At 69.1% G+C, this 16124-nt stretch carries 13 protein-coding genes and 2 tRNA genes; 5 read left to right on the forward strand and 10 right to left on the reverse strand.

Features of this window, described 5'->3' with window-relative positions:
* Positions 1–39 precede the first annotated feature (39 nt).
* The 4 genes from OC550_RS08490 to OC550_RS08505 form a co-directional block, all read right to left on the reverse strand.
* Positions 40–112 (reverse strand) — tRNA-Glu (locus OC550_RS08490).
* 121 nt (positions 113–233) lie between these two features.
* A tRNA-Gln gene (locus tag OC550_RS08495) sits at positions 234–305 on the reverse strand.
* Positions 306–457: 152 nt separating this feature from the next.
* The gene (gene gltX / locus OC550_RS08500; RefSeq protein WP_262105131.1) at positions 458–1960 is read right to left on the reverse strand and encodes a glutamate--tRNA ligase; all 1503 of its coding nucleotides are present in this window, start codon (positions 1958–1960) and stop codon (positions 458–460) included.
* Positions 1961–1992: 32 nt separating this feature from the next.
* Positions 1993–2436, reverse strand: a complete 444-nt coding sequence (locus OC550_RS08505) for a MarR family winged helix-turn-helix transcriptional regulator (protein WP_262105133.1) — start codon at positions 2434–2436, stop codon at positions 1993–1995.
* Positions 2437–2570: 134 nt separating this feature from the next.
* Here OC550_RS08505 and OC550_RS08510 point away from each other — a divergent pair, with 134 nt between their 5' ends.
* A complete protein-coding gene (locus OC550_RS08510; RefSeq protein ID WP_262105135.1) occupies positions 2571–4367 on the forward strand; it encodes an ABC transporter ATP-binding protein in 1797 nt (598 codons plus the stop codon).
* Positions 4368–4385: 18 nt separating this feature from the next.
* On the opposite strand, the gene OC550_RS08515 is transcribed toward OC550_RS08510, so the two are convergent.
* The 6 genes from OC550_RS08515 to OC550_RS08540 all read right to left on the reverse strand — a co-directional run bounded on the left by OC550_RS08515 (position 4386) and on the right by OC550_RS08540 (position 10348).
* A complete protein-coding gene (locus OC550_RS08515; RefSeq protein WP_262105137.1) occupies positions 4386–4985 on the reverse strand; it encodes a hypothetical protein in 600 nt (199 codons plus the stop codon).
* Positions 4986–5759, reverse strand: a complete 774-nt coding sequence (locus tag OC550_RS08520; RefSeq protein WP_262105139.1) for a fumarylacetoacetate hydrolase family protein — start codon at positions 5757–5759, stop codon at positions 4986–4988.
* A 71-nt stretch (positions 5760–5830) separates the two neighbouring features.
* On the reverse strand, positions 5831–6613 hold the full coding sequence (locus tag OC550_RS08525) for an MBL fold metallo-hydrolase (RefSeq protein WP_262105141.1): 783 nt from the start codon (positions 6611–6613) through the stop codon (positions 5831–5833).
* An 89-nt stretch (positions 6614–6702) separates the two neighbouring features.
* The gene (locus OC550_RS08530) at positions 6703–7734 is read right to left on the reverse strand and encodes a M14 family zinc carboxypeptidase (RefSeq protein ID WP_262105142.1); all 1032 of its coding nucleotides are present in this window, start codon (positions 7732–7734) and stop codon (positions 6703–6705) included.
* Between the two features lie 387 nt (positions 7735–8121).
* Entirely contained in the window at positions 8122–9225 is a 1104-nt protein-coding gene (locus tag OC550_RS08535) for a branched-chain amino acid aminotransferase (RefSeq protein ID WP_262105144.1), read from the reverse strand.
* Between the two features lie 55 nt (positions 9226–9280).
* Entirely contained in the window at positions 9281–10348 is a 1068-nt protein-coding gene (locus OC550_RS08540; protein WP_262105146.1) for a 3-isopropylmalate dehydrogenase, read from the reverse strand.
* Positions 10349–10521: 173 nt separating this feature from the next.
* On the opposite strand from OC550_RS08540, the gene OC550_RS08545 reads away from it, so the two are divergent.
* From OC550_RS08545 to OC550_RS08560, 4 genes are all read left to right on the forward strand, one after another.
* A complete protein-coding gene (locus OC550_RS08545; protein ID WP_262105147.1) occupies positions 10522–11730 on the forward strand; it encodes a sensor histidine kinase in 1209 nt (402 codons plus the stop codon).
* A gap of 1 nt (position 11731) precedes the next feature.
* Positions 11732–12472: a response regulator transcription factor gene (locus OC550_RS08550; RefSeq protein WP_262105148.1), complete on the forward strand. Its 741-nt coding sequence runs from the start codon at positions 11732–11734 to the stop codon at positions 12470–12472.
* Between the two features lie 124 nt (positions 12473–12596).
* On the forward strand, positions 12597–13454 hold the full coding sequence (locus OC550_RS08555; RefSeq protein ID WP_262105149.1) for an ABC transporter ATP-binding protein: 858 nt from the start codon (positions 12597–12599) through the stop codon (positions 13452–13454).
* A gap of 3 nt (positions 13455–13457) precedes the next feature.
* Positions 13458–15971, forward strand: a complete 2514-nt coding sequence (locus OC550_RS08560) for an ABC transporter permease (protein WP_262105150.1) — start codon at positions 13458–13460, stop codon at positions 15969–15971.
* Positions 15972–16124 lie beyond the last annotated feature (153 nt).

The following is a 16124-nucleotide window of genomic DNA, read 5'->3' on the forward strand; positions in this document are numbered from 1 at the left end:
AGCCGGTCCCGGACATTCCTGTCCGGGACCGGCTATCGGTGACCCCAGCGGGATTCGAACCCGCGTTACCGCCGTGAGAGGGCGGCGTACTAGGCCGCTATACGATGGGGCCTTGCACTTTTTCCTAACCGGCTTCCGCCGATCGGGCTAGAAGAGTATTTCATACCTTCTGCCCGGCTGCCAAATCCTTGGATTTGGTTCAAATCCGCCGCAAAACAGCGGACTTGCCAGCGCTGGGATACCAGGACTCGAACCTAGAATGACGGTACCAGAAACCGTTGTGTTGCCAATTACACCATATCCCAATGGCACTTCCGGACCTTGCCCGCCAGGCCTTCCTGACCGGCTGAGCCCCTCAGCACGAGTAATTACTCTACCGGATGTCCCCGCCGTTTTTCAAAACGGGAAGGGCCTTTTTGGCTGAGCCGTGCGTCACACTGCCCGGGAGTGCCGCTCATCAGGCGTTACGGAAGGCTTTGATGCGGGCCAACGACGAGTCCTTGCCCAGGATGACCATGGACTCGAACAGCGGCGGCGAGATCCGCCGGCCGGAAACGGCGGTGCGGACGGGCCCGAACGCCAGCCGGGGCTTGAGCCCGAGGCCGTCCACCAGGGCGCTGCGCAGCGCCTGCTGGATGTTCTCCGCCGTCCACTCCCCGACCGGCTCGAGCGCTGCCAGCGCGGCGTCCAGCGCCTCGGACAGGTTCTCCGGCAAACCCTTTCGCGCATCGGCCGCGACGTCGATTTCGTTGTCGGCCTTGAACAGGAAGGCCAGCATCTCGGGCGCCTCGCCCAGCAGGCCGATGCGCTCCTGGACGAGCGGGGCGGCTTCGGTGAGGATCTCGTTTTCGCGGTCGGTCAGCGTCTCTCCGACGAGGCCTGCCGACTGCAGGTACGGCACCAGCCGGTTGCGGAAGTCCTCGGCTTCGAGCATGCGGATGTGGGTGCCGTTGATCGCCTCGGCCTTTTTCAGGTCGAAGCGTGCGGGGTTCGCCAGCACGTCGTGGACATCGAAGTTCTCGATCAACTGCTCGACGGTAAAGATGTCCTCGTCCGCCGAGAGGCTCCAGCCCAGCAGCGCCAGGTAGTTGAGCAGGCCCTCCGGGATGAAGCCGCGGTCCCGCAGCAGGAAGAGGTTGGACTCCGGATCCCGCTTGGAGAGCTTCTTGTTCCCCTCGCCCATGACGTATGGCAGGTGCCCGAACTCCGGCATGTACTTGGCGATGCCCAGGTCCATCAGGGCGCGGATCAGCACGACCTGGCGCGGCGTGGAGGAGAGCAGGTCTTCGCCGCGCAGCACGTGGGTAATCCCCATCAGGGCGTCATCGACCGGGTTGACCAGCGTGTAGAGCGGTGAACCGTCGGCACGGACAATGACGTAGTCGGGGATGCTGCCGACCTTGAAGGTGATATCGCCGCGCACCAGGTCGGTGAAGGTTACGTCCTCGTCGGGCATCCGGACGCGCAGCACCGGTTCGCGTCCCTCGGCCCTGAACGCCGCGACCTGCTCGTCGGTCAGGTCGCGGTCGAAGTTGTCGTAACCGAGCTTCGGGTCGCGCCCGGCCGCCTTATGCCGGGCCTCGACCTCGTCCGGGGACGAGTAGGACTCGTAGGCATAGCCCGCCTCGAGCAGCTTGGCCACGACGTCCTTGTACAGGTCCAGCCGACGGGACTGGCGGTACGGCTCGTGCGGCCCGCCCACTTCCACGCCTTCGTCCCACGTGATGCCGAGCCATTTCAGCGCCTCCAGCAGCTGCTGGTAGCTCTCCTCCGAATCCCGCGCCGCGTCGGTGTCCTCGATGCGGAAGACGAACGTACCCTTGGTGTGCTTGGCATGGGCCCAGTTGAAGAGCGCCGTGCGGATAAGGCCCACGTGGGGCGTTCCGGTCGGCGACGGGCAGAACCGGACACGGACAGTCGTTTCGTCGGAGGTGGAGGCGGGGGCAGCATCAGTAGTCATAGTGCCACCCAGTTTAGTGGACGAGCCGCCTCCTAGCCGGACGGTGCATCCTCCCCGTTCCCGCCGCGCTCCGGACGAAGCTTCCGCAGCGACAGCGCCAGCGACTCCCGCTCCTCGGGGGTGAGTACGCTGAAGTATTCATCGGCTTCGGCCAGCTGGGCCGCCCTGATATCCCTGCGCCGCTGTTCGCCCTCGGGCGTCAACGACACCACGGTGGCCCGGCGGTCCCCTGGATCGGGTTCGCGCGCTACCAGGCCCAAGGCCTCCAGCCCATCCACGACCTCGGTTGCGGAACGGGCCGCGATGCGAAGTCTTTCGGACAGGACGCCGAGACGCATCGGGCCGTGCCGCCCGAGTTCTCCCAGAGCCCGGGACTGCCAGGGCGAGATGCCCCACGGCTGCAGCATGCTGCGGGAGCGGCCGCGCAGGGCCCGGGCCACCGCCCAGAATGCATCCAGTAGGTTCTCTTCGGCCATGGGAATAGGCTAGCAGAAATGCCTGTTGTATCCTCATAGTGAGGCCACCTCATCAATACCGGCGGCGGCCCGTCCGCCGCTCCCCCTCAGCAGAACGGGGGTGATTCCGCTTGGAATCCTTCTCACCAGGTCCCTTGCCGGGGACAGACGGCGGCTCCGGCCGCCGGAATGCCCGCGCGGTCACCGCGGCGGAGCGCGACCAGGCCCGGCACGTTCCCCTCCGCCGGATAGCGGCGCTCTTCAGGTCGCATCGCGGCGCGCTCGCCCTCGTCACCGTGGTCATCGTGGCGTCATCCATCGTCTCGATGGCCTCGCCGTTCCTGCTCCGCGCAGTGATCGACGACGCCCTGCCGGACCGCAACCTCGAGCTGCTCGCGGCGCTGGTCGCCGGCATGCTCGCCGTCGCCGTCCTCACCGCAGTGCTGGGCGTCGTGCAGACCTGGATCAGCACGCGCGTGGGCCAGCAGGTCATGCACCGGCTGCGCTCGGAGGTTTTCACCCACCTGCAGCGCCAGTCGGTGGGCTTCTTCACCCGCACCCGCAGCGGGGAAATCCAGTCGCGCATCACCAACGACATCGGCGGCATGCAGCAGGTCGTGACCAGCACGGCGACCAGCATCGCCGCGAACCTGACCACCGTGGTTGCTACCGCCGCGGCCATGGCGGCCCTGTCCTGGCAGCTGTCACTGATCTCCCTGGTCGTCATGCCCCCGGCCGTGCTGCTGACCCGCAAGGTCGCGCAGCTGCGGCTCGCCGTCACCGCTGCCAAGCAGCGCGAGCTGGCGGACCTGAACGTGACGGTCGAGGAAAGCCTGTCCATCAGCGGAATCCAGCTCAGCAAGACCATGGGCACCGGCCCGGCCCTGGCCGACCGCTTCGCCCGTTCCTCGAGCCGGCTCATCGACCTGGAGCTGCGCTCGGAACTGGCCGGCCGCTGGCGCATGGCCACCATGAGCATCATCTTTGCGGCGGTCCCCGCGGTCATCTACCTCGCGGCCGGGCTGCCCGCCACCGCCGGCGCCCTGTCGATCGGCACCGTCGTTGCGTTCACTACCCTGCAGACGGGCCTCTTCCGACCGCTCATGGGCCTGCTGAACGTCGGTGTCCAGGTCATCAGCTCGCTGGCGCTCTTCGCCCGGATTTTCGAGTACCTCGACCTGCCGGTAGAGATCGCCGACCCGCCCTCGCCCCGAGCCATCGAACCGGCCGCGGTGCGCGGCGATGTCCGCTTCGAGGACGTCAGCTTCAGCTACCCGGGCAGCACCGGCAGGGCGCTGAGCGACGTCAGCCTCGACGTCCCCGCCGGCAGCACGCTTGCCCTGGTCGGTGCCACCGGGTCCGGCAAGAGCACGCTCGCCTCGCTCCTGGCACGGCTGCAGGATCCCGAGGACGGCCGGGTGACCATCGACGGCGTGGACATCCGCAGCCTGCGGCTTGCCGACCTGGCGCGGATCGTCGGCGTCGTCAGCCAGGACACGTACCTGATGCACGCCACCATCGCTGAGAACCTGCGCTATGCCAAGCCGGACGCCACCGACGCGGAGATCATGGAGGCCGCCCGCGGGGCCCGGATCCACGAGCTCATTGCGTCCCTGCCGGACGGCTACGACACGATGGTCGGCTCACGCGGCCACCGGTTCTCCGGCGGGGAGAAGCAGCGCCTTGCCATTGCCAGGACGCTGCTGCGCAACCCCCGGATCCTGATCCTCGACGAGGCCACGAGCGCGCTGGACACCCGGACCGAGCGGGCCGTGCAGGAGGCCTTCGAGCAGCTGTCCGTCGGCCGGACCACTATCACCATCGCGCACCGGCTCTCCACCGTGCGAAACGCGGACCAGATCGCCGTGCTCGACGGCGGCAGGGTCGCCGAGGCGGGCACGCACCAGTCCCTGCTCGAGTTCGGCGGGCGCTACGCGGCGCTCGCGGCCTGAGGGTCCCCGACCGGAGGATCAGCGCACGGCCTGCAGCAGCAACGCATACGTCCCGCCGCAGACCGCCGCACCGGCCAGCGCCGAGCCGGCCAGAACCGCCGCCGTGCCGCGCCCGAGCACGTGCTGGGCCCAAAGTCCCGCGGCGGCGGCCGGCCATGCCGCCAGCCCCGGCAGGCCAAGCATGAGCGGCAGGATCGCCGCCATCGCCCCGCAGGACACGGCCGGCCAGCCGAGCCGGACCACCCTGGACAGCAGCAGGACCGCCCCGAGTCCCGCGCAGGCGGCGAAGATCACCGCCGCCAGGGACAGCGGCCCGTCGAGCCAGCGGATGGCGCGCAGCGTGCCGTACATCAGCGCGCCGGCGCAGACGACCAGCGGGGTCAGCCCGAAACGGCGGATCCCTTGGCGCAGCTGACCGTCCCGGTCCAGCTTCGTGACGATGAGCCAGGGCACCAGGCAGATGAGGACGGCGGCACCGATCCCCCATGCCAACGCCCGGGCCCCGGACGAAGCGGTCGCGGCGCCGAGCACCATCGCCGCACCCCACACGACACCGGGCGACAGCACCGCCGCCACCAGCCGCGCGGCGCGCACCCGGGAGGGCACCGCCGTCGTCATTTAACGGCGGGCGGTATTGGAGAGTCGGCCGATCCCCTCGATCTCCACCTCGTAGCGCTGGCCGGCCTCGATGGTGCCGACGCCGGCCGGGGTGCCGGTCATGATGATGTCGCCCGGCAGCAGTGTGAAGGCCTGCGAGACATAGGACACCAGCTCGCGGACGCCCCAGATCATCTGCGACGTGCGGCCGTCCTGCTTCAGCTCGCCATCCAGCCGGCCGCGCACGGCCAGGTCCTCGGGGTCCAGTTCCGTCTCGATCCACGGACCGATCGGTGCCGAGCCGTCGAAGCCCTTGGCGCGGGCCCACTGGTTGTCGGTGCGCTGGGCATCGCGGGCGGTCAGGTCGTTGCCGCAGGTGTAGCCGAAGATGACCTCGTCGACGCGGTCGACCGGCACGTCCTTGCAGATCCGGCCGATCACCACGCACAGTTCGGCCTCGTAGGAGACCTCGTCCGAGAACTCCGGCAGCGGCATCGGCTCGTTCGGGCCGATGACCGAGGTGTTGGGTTTGAGGAACATCAGCGGAGCCGGCGGCGTTTCGTTGCCCATTTCCTTGATGTGCTCGGCATAGTTGCGCCCGATGCCCACCACCTTGCTCCTCGGGATGATCGGGGCCAGCAGCCGGACATCCTCGAGCTTGTGGCGGGTACCGGTGGGCTGGATGCCGGTGAAGAACGGGTCGCCGCTGATGACGGCGATTTCCTCGCTGCCTTCGTCTCCTTCGACAATGCCGAAGGCCGGGTCGGAATCAACTACAAATCGGGCTATACGCATGGGGTTAGCCTAACGTTTGGCGGTCCGATTCGCGGCGACGGCGCAGACTGCTGCAGGACTGCTGGAGGAAGTCAGCCGCGCAGGTAATCCAGCTGCGCCGCCACGGAAGCCTCCGCGGCCCCGCGGACCGACGGGTCGATGTCGAAGTAGACGTGGTCCGTCACGGCCGCCACGGAGGCGTCCCCGCCCAGCGCGCCGAGGGCGGCCCGGATCTGCTCGAGCCGCTGGTACCGGTGGTCGGAGTACTCGCGGCAGACGGCGGCCAGGTCCGGCAAGGTCCCGCCGTGCGCGGGCAGCACCGTGGCCGGGCCCAGTGCCTGCAGCCGCGCGAGGGAGTCGAGGTACGGCCCGAGCCGCCCGTCCGGGTAGGCGATGATCGTGGTGCCGCGGCCGAGGATGGTGTCGCCGGTCAGCACGGAACCGCGGGCGCCGTCCTCCGGCAGGTGGAAGGAGACCGAATCGGCGGTGTGGCCGGGCGTGGCGAGCACGTCGATCCGGACCCCCGCCGACTCGATGGTTTCTCCGTCGCGCAGCGGCTCCCCGCCATGGCACAGTGCAGCGTCCAGCGCGCGCACCGGTGCGCCCGTTAGCTCGTGGAACCGGGCGCTGGCCTCCGTGTGGTCGATGTGGTGGTGCGTGATCAGCACCAGCTCCACCCGGCCGGCGGCGGCGAGTTCCTGCAGGTGGGTCTCGTCCAGCGGTCCGGGATCGACGACGGCGACGCGCCCGCTTTCGGGGGCGGCGATGACGTACGACTGGGTTCCCTCCAGGGACATCGGTCCCGGGTTCGGCGCGAGCCGGTAGCGGGTCAGGTCGCTGCTGCGGACCAGGGCGGAGTTCGTCTCTGCATGCACGGCTCTATTGTGGCACCCGGCGGAGGCTGCGGGCGCGGACCTCGCGATCCGCGCCCGCAGCGGGTTCCAAGGACCCGGAGTCGGCGCCGTTACTCGCTGCGGGTGTTCTGCTCGGCCAGCGTGTCCCAGAACGAGGTGTCTGCGTCGGCGATGGAGCCGTCAGCGATGGCCCGGGCGGTCGCCTCCAGGGTGGTGACGGTCTGCTTGATCAGGTAGCCGTTCGACTTCTGGCCCAGAACGTAGTCCTCCCGGTAGTGGTCGCTCATGCCGCGCATCTCGAACAGCAGTGTGGAGATGCCGTATTCCACCGCGATGCCGTTCCGGCTGATGGTTTCCGCGCTGCCGCCGACGTACTTGCCGAGGTGCCCCCAGCCGGTCGGGTCGATCGCGTCGAACACCACGGCGCCGAGCTTCTTGGAGCCCCCGAGGACCGAGGGATCGACGTTCGGCGTCGTCGGATGCAGGATGGAGCCGGAGACGAGCTGGCCGTCGCGTTCGCTCTGCGCGCCCTGATGGTGCAGGTCGATCATGTAGTCGATGCCGTACTTGCGCATGACGTTGTCATGCAGCGCGCGGGTCTCCGGCTCGACCTTGGCCACGTGGTCGCGGTTCAGGTCGACCTCGTTCGCGTTGTAGCGGGTCAGGTGCCTCCCGCCCGAGGCGATGTAGTCCTCCAGCGGGAAGTCGACATCGCCCATCGCGCCGTCCGGGTTGAGCATCGGTACGACAAGGATGTTGACGCCGTCGAGCACGCCCTGGTTCTTGCCGGTGCCCAGGTGCTTGATGAACTCAAGGGCCCCCTCGGTGGTCAGCTGCTCGTTGCCGTGCTGCTGCGTCAGGTAGAGGATGGTCGGGTTGTCCGGGTTGGAGATGTACTTGGCCAGGTACAGGTCGCGGCCCTTGACGCTCTGGCCAATGACTTCAAGGTCCAGCCGCTCCTGCCGGGCGTCCTGGGTCTTGAGCTCTGCCACCAGCTCGTCATAGGTATGCAAGATGGACGTGTTCACGGTCTCGTTGCCGCCGTAGCCCGGGCCTTCCCCGACGGCGGCGACGGGTCCCGCGGTTCCGGCAGTGACGACAAGCGCGCCGGCGAAGGCTGCTGCAGCAAGGGTTTTCCTCATGGGTGGTCCTCCTGTGGACAGTGCGAGCGAATAGCGGACCGGAGACCGGCCCGATTGGGCTTTCCCAATCCCCCCTGCTGGCACGCTACCGGGGGCCACCGGCCCAAAGCTAGATAGAACGATCGATCAGCTGCAAACGGGCGCGAAAGGCTCTGCCGCTCTGGCCCTTCCGGAGCCGGTATGGGAGGATACGCTGCGCTGCGCCGGGAGGCGCTGGCCGCACGGAGAGCCGCGAGCCGGGTTCCGCACACGAAAAGGCAGAGCCCCCGCCCGCTTGCGCGGACAGGAACTCTGCCTTACGTTTCGCCCGCTCCACTCGCCCGGCCTCGAAGGGGTCAGGCGGCGAGGTGCCGCGAACTCCGGCCTGGGGCCGGCCAGTCGGCGGTGTTACGCCAGGCGGGTCAGCCAGCCGTAGGTGTCCTCGACGTCCCCGGTCTGGATGCCCAGCAGCTGCTTCCGGATGGACATCGAGACCTCGCCCGCGCCGCTGCCCGGAGAGGCGATGGTTCCGTCCTTGGTCTTCAGTTCGCCAATGGGCGTGATGACGGCGGCCGTGCCGCAGGCGAACACTTCGGTGATCTCGCCGGAGTCGACGCCGCTGCGCCATTCGTCGATGGTGATCTTGCGTTCCTGGACGTCCAGGCCGCGGTCCTTGGCCAGCTGGATCACCGAGTCGCGGGTGACGCCGTGCAGGATGTTCCCGTTGAGCTCGGGAGTAACCAGCCGCCCGTCGGCGAACACGAAGAAGATGTTCATGCCGCCGAGTTCTTCCACGGCATTGTCGTTGAACGGATCGAGGAACAGCACCTGCTTGCAGCCGTTGGCTTCGGCTTCCAGCTGCGGCGCCAGCGACGCCGCGTAGTTGCCGCCGCACTTGGCTTCCCCCGTGCCGCCGCGGCCGGCGCGAGCGTAGTTCTCCGACAGCCAGATCGACACCGGCTTGAGTTCGCCGCCGAAGTAGTTGCCGGCCGGCGAGGCGATCACGCGGAACGAGACTTCGCGGGCCGGGCGCACTCCGAGGAAGGCCTCGGTGGCGATCATGAACGGCCGCAGGTACAGGGCTGCGCCTTCTCCGCTCGGGATCCAGGCTTTGTCCACGCTGACCAGCCGGCGCAGCGACTCCAGGAAGGTTTCCTCCGGCAGTTCCGGCAGCGCCAGCCGCCGCGCGGAGAGGTTCATCCGCTTGGCGTTGGCCTCAGGACGGAAGGTCCAGACGGAACCGTCGGCGTGCTTGTAGGCCTTCATGCCTTCGAAGATTTCCTGCCCGTAGTGCAGGACCGCGGCCGCGGGATCCATCAAGATGGGGCCGTACGGCTCCAGCCGCGCGTTGGACCATCCGCCGTTGCCGTCCACGTCCACTTTGTAGTCGACGACGACGGTGTGGTCCGTGAAGTGGTTTCCGAAGCCCGGGTCGGCCAGGATGGCGGCACGTTCTTCGGCGCTCTTCGGATGATCGGAGAGTTGCTGGGTGAATTCCAGCGTTGTTGTCATTGGTCCTCCACGTCTGAACAGCACGACGTTGTGCAGAAAAGTTAATGATCGCTAACTAGCGTACTGCCAAAAGAGACGCAATCGCATCGCCGGACTCCGCCGTGCTGCGCACCCCGGCGCCGCGCACGGCGATGTCCTTTTCGACCGCCTGCTCCACGCGGGCGGCGGCATCGGAGAGCCCGAGGTGCTCCAGCAGCAGCGCCACGGACAGAATGGCTGCGGTGGGATCCGCCTTCTGCTGTCCGGCAATGTCCGGTGCGGATCCGTGGACCGGCTCGAACATCGACGGCGCGGTGCCCTCCATGTTGATGTTTCCGCTGGCCGCCAGGCCGATGCCGCCGGTCACCGCGGCGGCGAGGTCGGTGATGATGTCGCCGAACAGATTGTCGGTGACGATGACGTCGAACCGCGACGGGTCGGTCACCATGAAGATCGTTGCCGCATCGATGTGCAGGTAATCGACGGCGACCTCCGGGTACTCACGCGCGACTGCTTCGACAGTCCTTCGCCACAGGTGGCCGGCGTGGACCAGCACGTTGTGCTTGTGCACCAGGGTCAGCTTCCTGCGGCGCTGCTGTGCGCGGCGGAAAGCATCGCGGACCACCCGTTCGACGCCGTAGCCGGTGTTGACCGAAACCTCGGTGGCGATCTCGTGGGGCGTTCCGACCCGCAGCGCGCCGCCATTGCCGACGTAGGGACCCTCGGTGCCTTCACGGACCACCACGAAGTCGATCGCGCCGGGGTTGGCCAGCGGACTCCGGACACCGGCGAAGAGCTTGGCCGGCCGGAGGTTGATGAAGTGGTCGAGGCTGAAACGCAGCTTCAGCAGCAGCTCGCGTTCGATCAGCCCGGACGGGATCCGAGTGTCGCCCGGGGCGGCACCGATCGCGCCGAACAGGATGGCATCATGGCTGCGCAACTGGTCCAGGGTGTCGTCGGGCAGCGTCTCCCCCGTGGCCAGCCAGTGCTCGGCTCCCAGCCGGTACTCCCGGAGGTCGAAATCTACGGGCTCCTGCGCCGTGGCGGCCTGCAGGACCTTGACCGCTTCAGCGATGACCTCGGGACCGATGCCGTCGCCGGGAATGACTGCGAGGGAAATTACCTTGGAATCTGCTGCGCTCATACTCCTAGTTTAGGAACCCGTCCCACATCCTGAGCAACGCATCTCACTAAGTGGACACAGCGCGCGGGAACGGCAGGCCGCGTGAAGCAGGGCGGAGGGCGCCGGCCTGGCGGAAAGGTCAGACTCCGGCATGACGCGCCCGGCACATGGCTGGCCCTAGAGTCGGTGTCATCATGCGCGTTCACCACAAAATCTACCGCTGGCTCCAGGACAACCAGGGCAAGGTCGACCTGATTGCCATGCTGGTCGCCGTCGTCGCCTTCGTCCTGCCGTTCCTGCTGGTAGGCGACGCGGCGGCCTTCGCCCTCTCCGCCGCCATCGTGCTGCCGCTGGCGTGGCGCCGCACCCGGCCCTGGCAGTCCGGCCTGGCCATGGCCCTCGCATGCCTGGCCCAGGTACTCCTGATCGCCGAGCCGCTGCCGGCCGACGTCCTGGCGCTTGTCGCCGTCTATTCACTCGCCGCCTATGCACCCCGCTGGGCCAGCTTCGGCGGACTCATCGCGGCACTGGTCGGCGGGCTGCTGTTCATCATCCGCTACTGGTTCATCCCGAGCGGCTACGGGTTCGACCCTGCCGGCACCGGCATCCAGGTGCTGATCCCCGTCTACATCATCGGGCTGATCGCGGTCGACGCCGTGGTCCTGGCGTGCTGGACGTTCGGCGACCTCGCCCGGACGCGCCGGCTTGCGGTGCAGGCCCTCGAGGACCGCGCCCGGCGGCTGGAAATCGAGCGCCAGCAGGAACGGGACCTCGCGGCCGCGGACGAACGCAGCCACATCGCCCGCGAAATGCATGACATCGTGGCGCATTCGCTCTCCGTCATCATTACCCAGGCCGACGGTGCCCGCTACGCCAGTGCCCATACGCCGGCCATCGCGGGGCAGACGCTGGAGACCATTGCGGAAACGGGCCGCTCGTCCCTGCGGGAGATGCGCCGGCTGCTGGGCGTGCTGCGCGGCGACGAAGTTGCCTCGACCCGGCCGCTGCCGTCCTTGGCGGATGTGGAAACCCTGGTCGAAGCGGTGCGCCGGTCCGGCCTGCAGGTCAGCCTGGAGTGGATCGGCCACCCGCGCCGCCCCTTGCCCGCGGGCGCCGAGCTCACCGCCTACCGGGTTGTCCAGGAGGCGCTGACGAATGTCCTCAAGCATGCCGGCCCCGACGCCCAGGCTGTGGTGCGCCTGGAGTGGACCGGCCGCGGGCTTCAATTAAACATTAACGACGACGGACGCGGCGCCGGCGCCGACCCGGCCACGACCGGCAGCGGCCAAGGCATCGTGGGCATGGCCGAGCGGCTGGCGCTCTACGATGGGACGGTGGAAGCGGCCCCTAGGAACGGCGGCGGTTTCCGCGTCTACGCGTTCATTCCCTACACGGAGGCCTGAAGTGAGTACCCCGCTGCCACGGCACGACCAGCATCACGACCCTGGCACCGGGCCCATCCGGGTCGCCCTGGTCGACGACCAGCAGCTGGTCCGCGGCGGCTTCAAGATGCTCATCAATTCGCAGCCGGACCTCGAAGTCGTGGCGGAGGCCGGCAACGGCCACGAAGCCGTGAGCGCACTGGCCGCGGTGAGCGCCGACGTCGTACTGATGGATGTCCGCATGCCCGGCATGGACGGCATCGAAGCCACCGGGGCGCTGCTGGAACGGGCGGCCCGCAGGCCCGCGGGTTCGGGCGGCAGGGACCTGAAGGTGGTTGTCCTGACCACCTTCGACCTGGACGAATACGCCCTCTCGGCGATCCAGGCCGGGGCCAGCGGTTTCCTGCTCAAGGACGCGCCGCCGGAGGAACTGCTCGCCGCCATCCGCACCGTGCACCGGGGCGACGCGGTGATTGCGCCGTCGACCACCCGCCGGCTGCTGGACCATGTGGCTCCCCTGCTGCGCACGCCGTCGCCCGAGGTCAGCCGGCACACGGCCGCCGTGGAGTCGCTGACCGCCCGCGAGCGCGAAGTGTTCACGCTGATCGCCCGGGGACTGTCGAACCCGGAAATCGCGGCCGAACTGTTCCTGTCCGAGGCAACCGTCAAGACCCACGTCGGCCACATCCTGGCCAAACTGAACGCCCGGGACCGGGTGCAGGCCGTGCTCATCGCGTACGAGACCGGGGTCGTCATCCCGTAGGCCGCGCTGCTCCTCTGCGGCGGGTCTCCCGCGGCCGACCTCCGCCCTAGGTATGAGTCCCGGCGGCCGAAGACCAGCCCCGGGTCCGATCCGCCGGCGCCCTGGCGCTCCATAGCGTGGGGGTATGACCACGAGAACCGAGCACTCATCCAATCTCCCCCGACCCGCCGACCGGTCCCGCGCGGACGCCTCCGGCCCGGATTCCTTCGGCACTTCGCCTTCCGGTGCATCCGGCCCCGGCTCCCCCGGCAGGGCGGCGGCCCCCGCGGCGGCGACCAGCCTACTCTGCAAGACCTACGGCAGCGGCGATACCCGCGTCCAGGCCCTCAAAGAGGTGACCGTCTCCTTCGAAAGCGGCAAGTTCACCGCGATCATGGGCCCCTCCGGATCGGGCAAGTCCACGCTCATGCACTGCCTGGCCGGGCTGGACACGGCCGACTCCGGGAGCATCCGGGTAGGCGGCACCGAAATCACCGCCTTGGGCGACGCCCAGCTGACCAGGCTGCGCCGCGAACGCATCGGCTTCGTCTTCCAAGCGTTCAACCTCGTGCCGACCCTGACCGCCGAGCAGAACATAACGCTGCCCATCGCGCTCGGGGGCGGAAAGGTCGACACGGAGTGGCTGGATTACATCACCGCCACGCTGGGACTCGCGGAGCGGCTCAAGCACCGGCCGCATGAGCTCTCCGGCGGCCAGCAGCAGCGCGTGGCGGTGGCCCGGGCACTGCTGACCCGGCCTGACGTGCTCTTCGGCGACGAGCCCACCGGCAACCTGGATTCCCGTTCCGGGGCCGAGGTGCTCGCGCTGCTGCGGCGTTCCTCGCAGGAGATGGGCCAGAGCATCATCATGGTGACCCACGATCCCGTCGCCGCGTCCTATGCGGACCGCGTCGTCCTCATGAACGACGGCCGCCTGGTCGGGGACCTGGACAGGCCGGACACGGACAGCGTGCTCTCCGCGCTCGCCGGGCTGGGGGCCTGACCGATGCTGAAAGTCGCACTCGCAGAGGTGAAGGCGCACGCACGCCGGTTTGTCGCCGTCGGAATTGCGGTCATGGTGGCCGTAGGCTTCCTCACCGCCACCCTCATGGTCAACGCATCCTCCGAAGCGTCGCTGGCGAACACCGTCGGCGCGGGCTTCAGGAACGCGGACCTCATCATCGCGCCCGGGCCGGATAAGCCGCTGGAGCCGGCAGCGGCCGAGGCTGCCGCCGCCGCGGCCGCTGCCACCGGCGGCGTGGCGCAGACCTACCTCCAGCGACAGGCCCACATTGCCTTCGGCGCAGCCGGGACGGCGGGATTCGGCGTGCTGCAGAACCTGTCGGAGGACGCCGGGCTGAATCCCGCCGAGCTGCTCACCGGATCCTGGCCCGCGGCAGGCGAAGTCGCCGTTGACGAGGCCACCGCCGAACGACTGCAGCTGGCCGAAGGCGCCACGCTCCGGCTGGCCCCCGCCGGCGGCAGCGTCGCGGCCGAGAGCCTCGCCGCCGGCCGCGACCTGACCGTCTCCGGCATTATCGAACCCTCCAACGACCCGCTGACCATGGGCCAGCCGCAGTTCCTCGCGCCCGACGCCACCCTCAACGAGCTGTCCCCGGCGCAGGCTCCGGCAACAGTCCTCGCCATCCAACTCGGGCTCGCCGACGGCGCCGACGCCGGGAAGGTCCGGGACTCCGTCGCGGCCGTGCTGTCCGCGGCCGGTCTCCAGGGCGCGACGGTCAATACCGCGGCAGAGCAGACCAAGGAGCTGGTCGCCAGCCTCACCGGCGGCTCGGACCCGATCACCCCCGTATTGCTGGCGTTCGCCCTCGTCGCGATCCTCGTCTGCGGCCTGGTCGTGGGGAACACCTTCTCCGTGCTGGTCGCCCAGCGCACCCGCGACCTCGCCCTGCTGCGCTGCATCGGCGCCGACCGGCGACAGATCCGCCGTTCTGTCCTGGTCGAGGCGCTGCTGGTCGGCACGCTCTCGTCCGCAGCCGGCGTCCTCGCCGCCATCGCCCTGATGGCCGGCCTTGTCGGCTGGCTCCGGCAACAGCCGGACACCAGCTTCGCGGCACTCGCAATCCCTCCGTTTGCGGTCCCCCTCGGAGCCGGCGTCGGCATCCTGATGACCGTGCTGGCCGCCCTGCCGCCCGCCCGCGCCGCCACCGCCGTCGCACCGCTGGCCGCGCTCCGCCCGTTCGAAGAGCCCCGCGCCGGCAACCGCAAAGGCAAGACCAGGCTGTGGATCGGCCTGGCACTCACGGCCAGCGGCACCGTCGTACTTGGCCTGGGCGCGGCCGGTGCCAGCCTGCTCGTGGCGCTCCCCGGGGGTCTGCTTTCCTTCGTCGGGCTGCTGATGTGTGCGAGCGTCTTCGTGCCGCCGCTGGTGAGCGCGGTCGGCGCCCCGGCGCGGGCATTCGGTGTGCCCGGCAAGCTCGCCGCCGTCAACGCCGTCCGCAATCCCGGCCGCACCTCCGCGACGGCGACCGCCCTGCTGATCGGCGTGACCCTCGTGACGATGATGATGACCGGTGCCCAGACGGCGCGCACAGCCTTCGACTCAGAGCTGGCCACGCAGTACCCGGTCGACGTCAGCATTGCGGGCCCGGCCATGGACGGCACCGCGCTGGACGCCCGGGATGCGGCGGCGGCCGCGGAGTACGACGGCGTTGCTGCCGCCGGCCTGGTCACGCCCGGCGGCTTCGCGGAGGTCGATGGCATGCGCACCGGGGTCTACCGGCTGCTGCCGGAGCAGAAGCGGCTGCTGCAGGACCAGACGCTGGCGCTGGACGACGAGTCGGTGCTGATGGCGGAAGGGTCCGGCCTCAAGACGTTAACGGTCACGGGCAGCCGCGGAGAGAAGGAACTGACCGTGGTGGAAACGGGAAGCATGGCCTTTCCGCCGCTGATCTCCGCGGCCGCGGCCGAAGAGATCGGCGCGCCGGGCGGCGCCTCGCCTGACGCGCTCCCGCAGCTCTGGCTCGCCGTGGACCGGGACTTGGACCCAGCCGCACTGATGCAGCTGCGTGCCGACCTGGCCACCGGCCTAGGTGTCGAGGAATACCAGCTCAGCGGCGCCGCGATCGAACGCGCGGCCTTCAACCAGGTGATTGACGTGCTGCTCCTCGTGGTGACCGGGCTGCTCGCCGTCGCCGTGCTGATTGCGCTGGTCGGTGTGGCCAACACCCTGTCCCTGTCCGTGCTCGAGCGCACCAGGGAGTCCGCATTGCTGCGGGCGCTGGGGCTGACCCGCGGGCAGCTGCGCGGAATGCTGGCGCTGGAAGCCGTCCTGATCGCCGGCGTCGCGGCCCTGATCGGCATCGCACTCGGTGTGCTGTACGGCTGGCTCGGCGCGCAGTCCGCCCTGGGCGCCTTCGCAACCGTGACCCCCGACGTTCCCTGGCTCCAGCTGGGTTCGGTGCTGGCCGTCGCGGTCATCGCGGGCCTGCTCGCCTCGGTCCTGCCGGCACGCCGCGCCGCCCGGCTTTCGCCGGTGGAAGGACTGGCCATCGCCTAACCAGGTCAGTGTGCGGCGCCGGCCACCGGCCCGCACCGCCAGCCGGATACCAGGTGGACTCGCGCTGATGGCAGCCGCCTGCACGGGCCTTCTTGCCCTTGTCTGGAGACAACGGCGGCGCCCGAATGCTAGGTTGGCCGAGACGGCGTGGGA

It is taken from the genome of Arthrobacter sp. Marseille-P9274, assembly GCF_946892675.1.
Classification (GTDB): domain Bacteria; phylum Actinomycetota; class Actinomycetes; order Actinomycetales; family Micrococcaceae; genus Crystallibacter.

Excerpts from the sequence above, each read along its gene's own strand:
- OC550_RS08505 (WP_262105133.1), bottom strand. The coding sequence starts at position 2,436 with ATGGCCGAAGAGAACCTACTGGATGCATTCTGGGCGGTGGCCCGGGCC.
- gltX (WP_262105131.1), bottom strand. The coding sequence starts at position 1,960 with ATGACTACTGATGCTGCCCCCGCCTCCACCTCCGACGAAACGACTGTC.
- OC550_RS08555 (WP_262105149.1), top strand. The coding sequence starts at position 12,597 with ATGACCACGAGAACCGAGCACTCATCCAATCTCCCCCGACCCGCCGAC.
- OC550_RS08535 (WP_262105144.1), bottom strand. The coding sequence starts at position 9,225 with ATGACAACAACGCTGGAATTCACCCAGCAACTCTCCGATCATCCGAAG.
- OC550_RS08560 (WP_262105150.1), top strand. The coding sequence starts at position 13,458 with ATGCTGAAAGTCGCACTCGCAGAGGTGAAGGCGCACGCACGCCGGTTT.
- OC550_RS08540 (WP_262105146.1), bottom strand. The coding sequence starts at position 10,348 with ATGAGCGCAGCAGATTCCAAGGTAATTTCCCTCGCAGTCATTCCCGGC.
- OC550_RS08520 (WP_262105139.1), bottom strand. The coding sequence starts at position 5,759 with ATGCGTATAGCCCGATTTGTAGTTGATTCCGACCCGGCCTTCGGCATT.
- OC550_RS08515 (WP_262105137.1), bottom strand. The coding sequence starts at position 4,985 with ATGACGACGGCGGTGCCCTCCCGGGTGCGCGCCGCGCGGCTGGTGGCG.
- OC550_RS08545 (WP_262105147.1), top strand. The coding sequence starts at position 10,522 with ATGCGCGTTCACCACAAAATCTACCGCTGGCTCCAGGACAACCAGGGC.
- OC550_RS08530 (WP_262105142.1), bottom strand. The coding sequence starts at position 7,734 with ATGAGGAAAACCCTTGCTGCAGCAGCCTTCGCCGGCGCGCTTGTCGTC.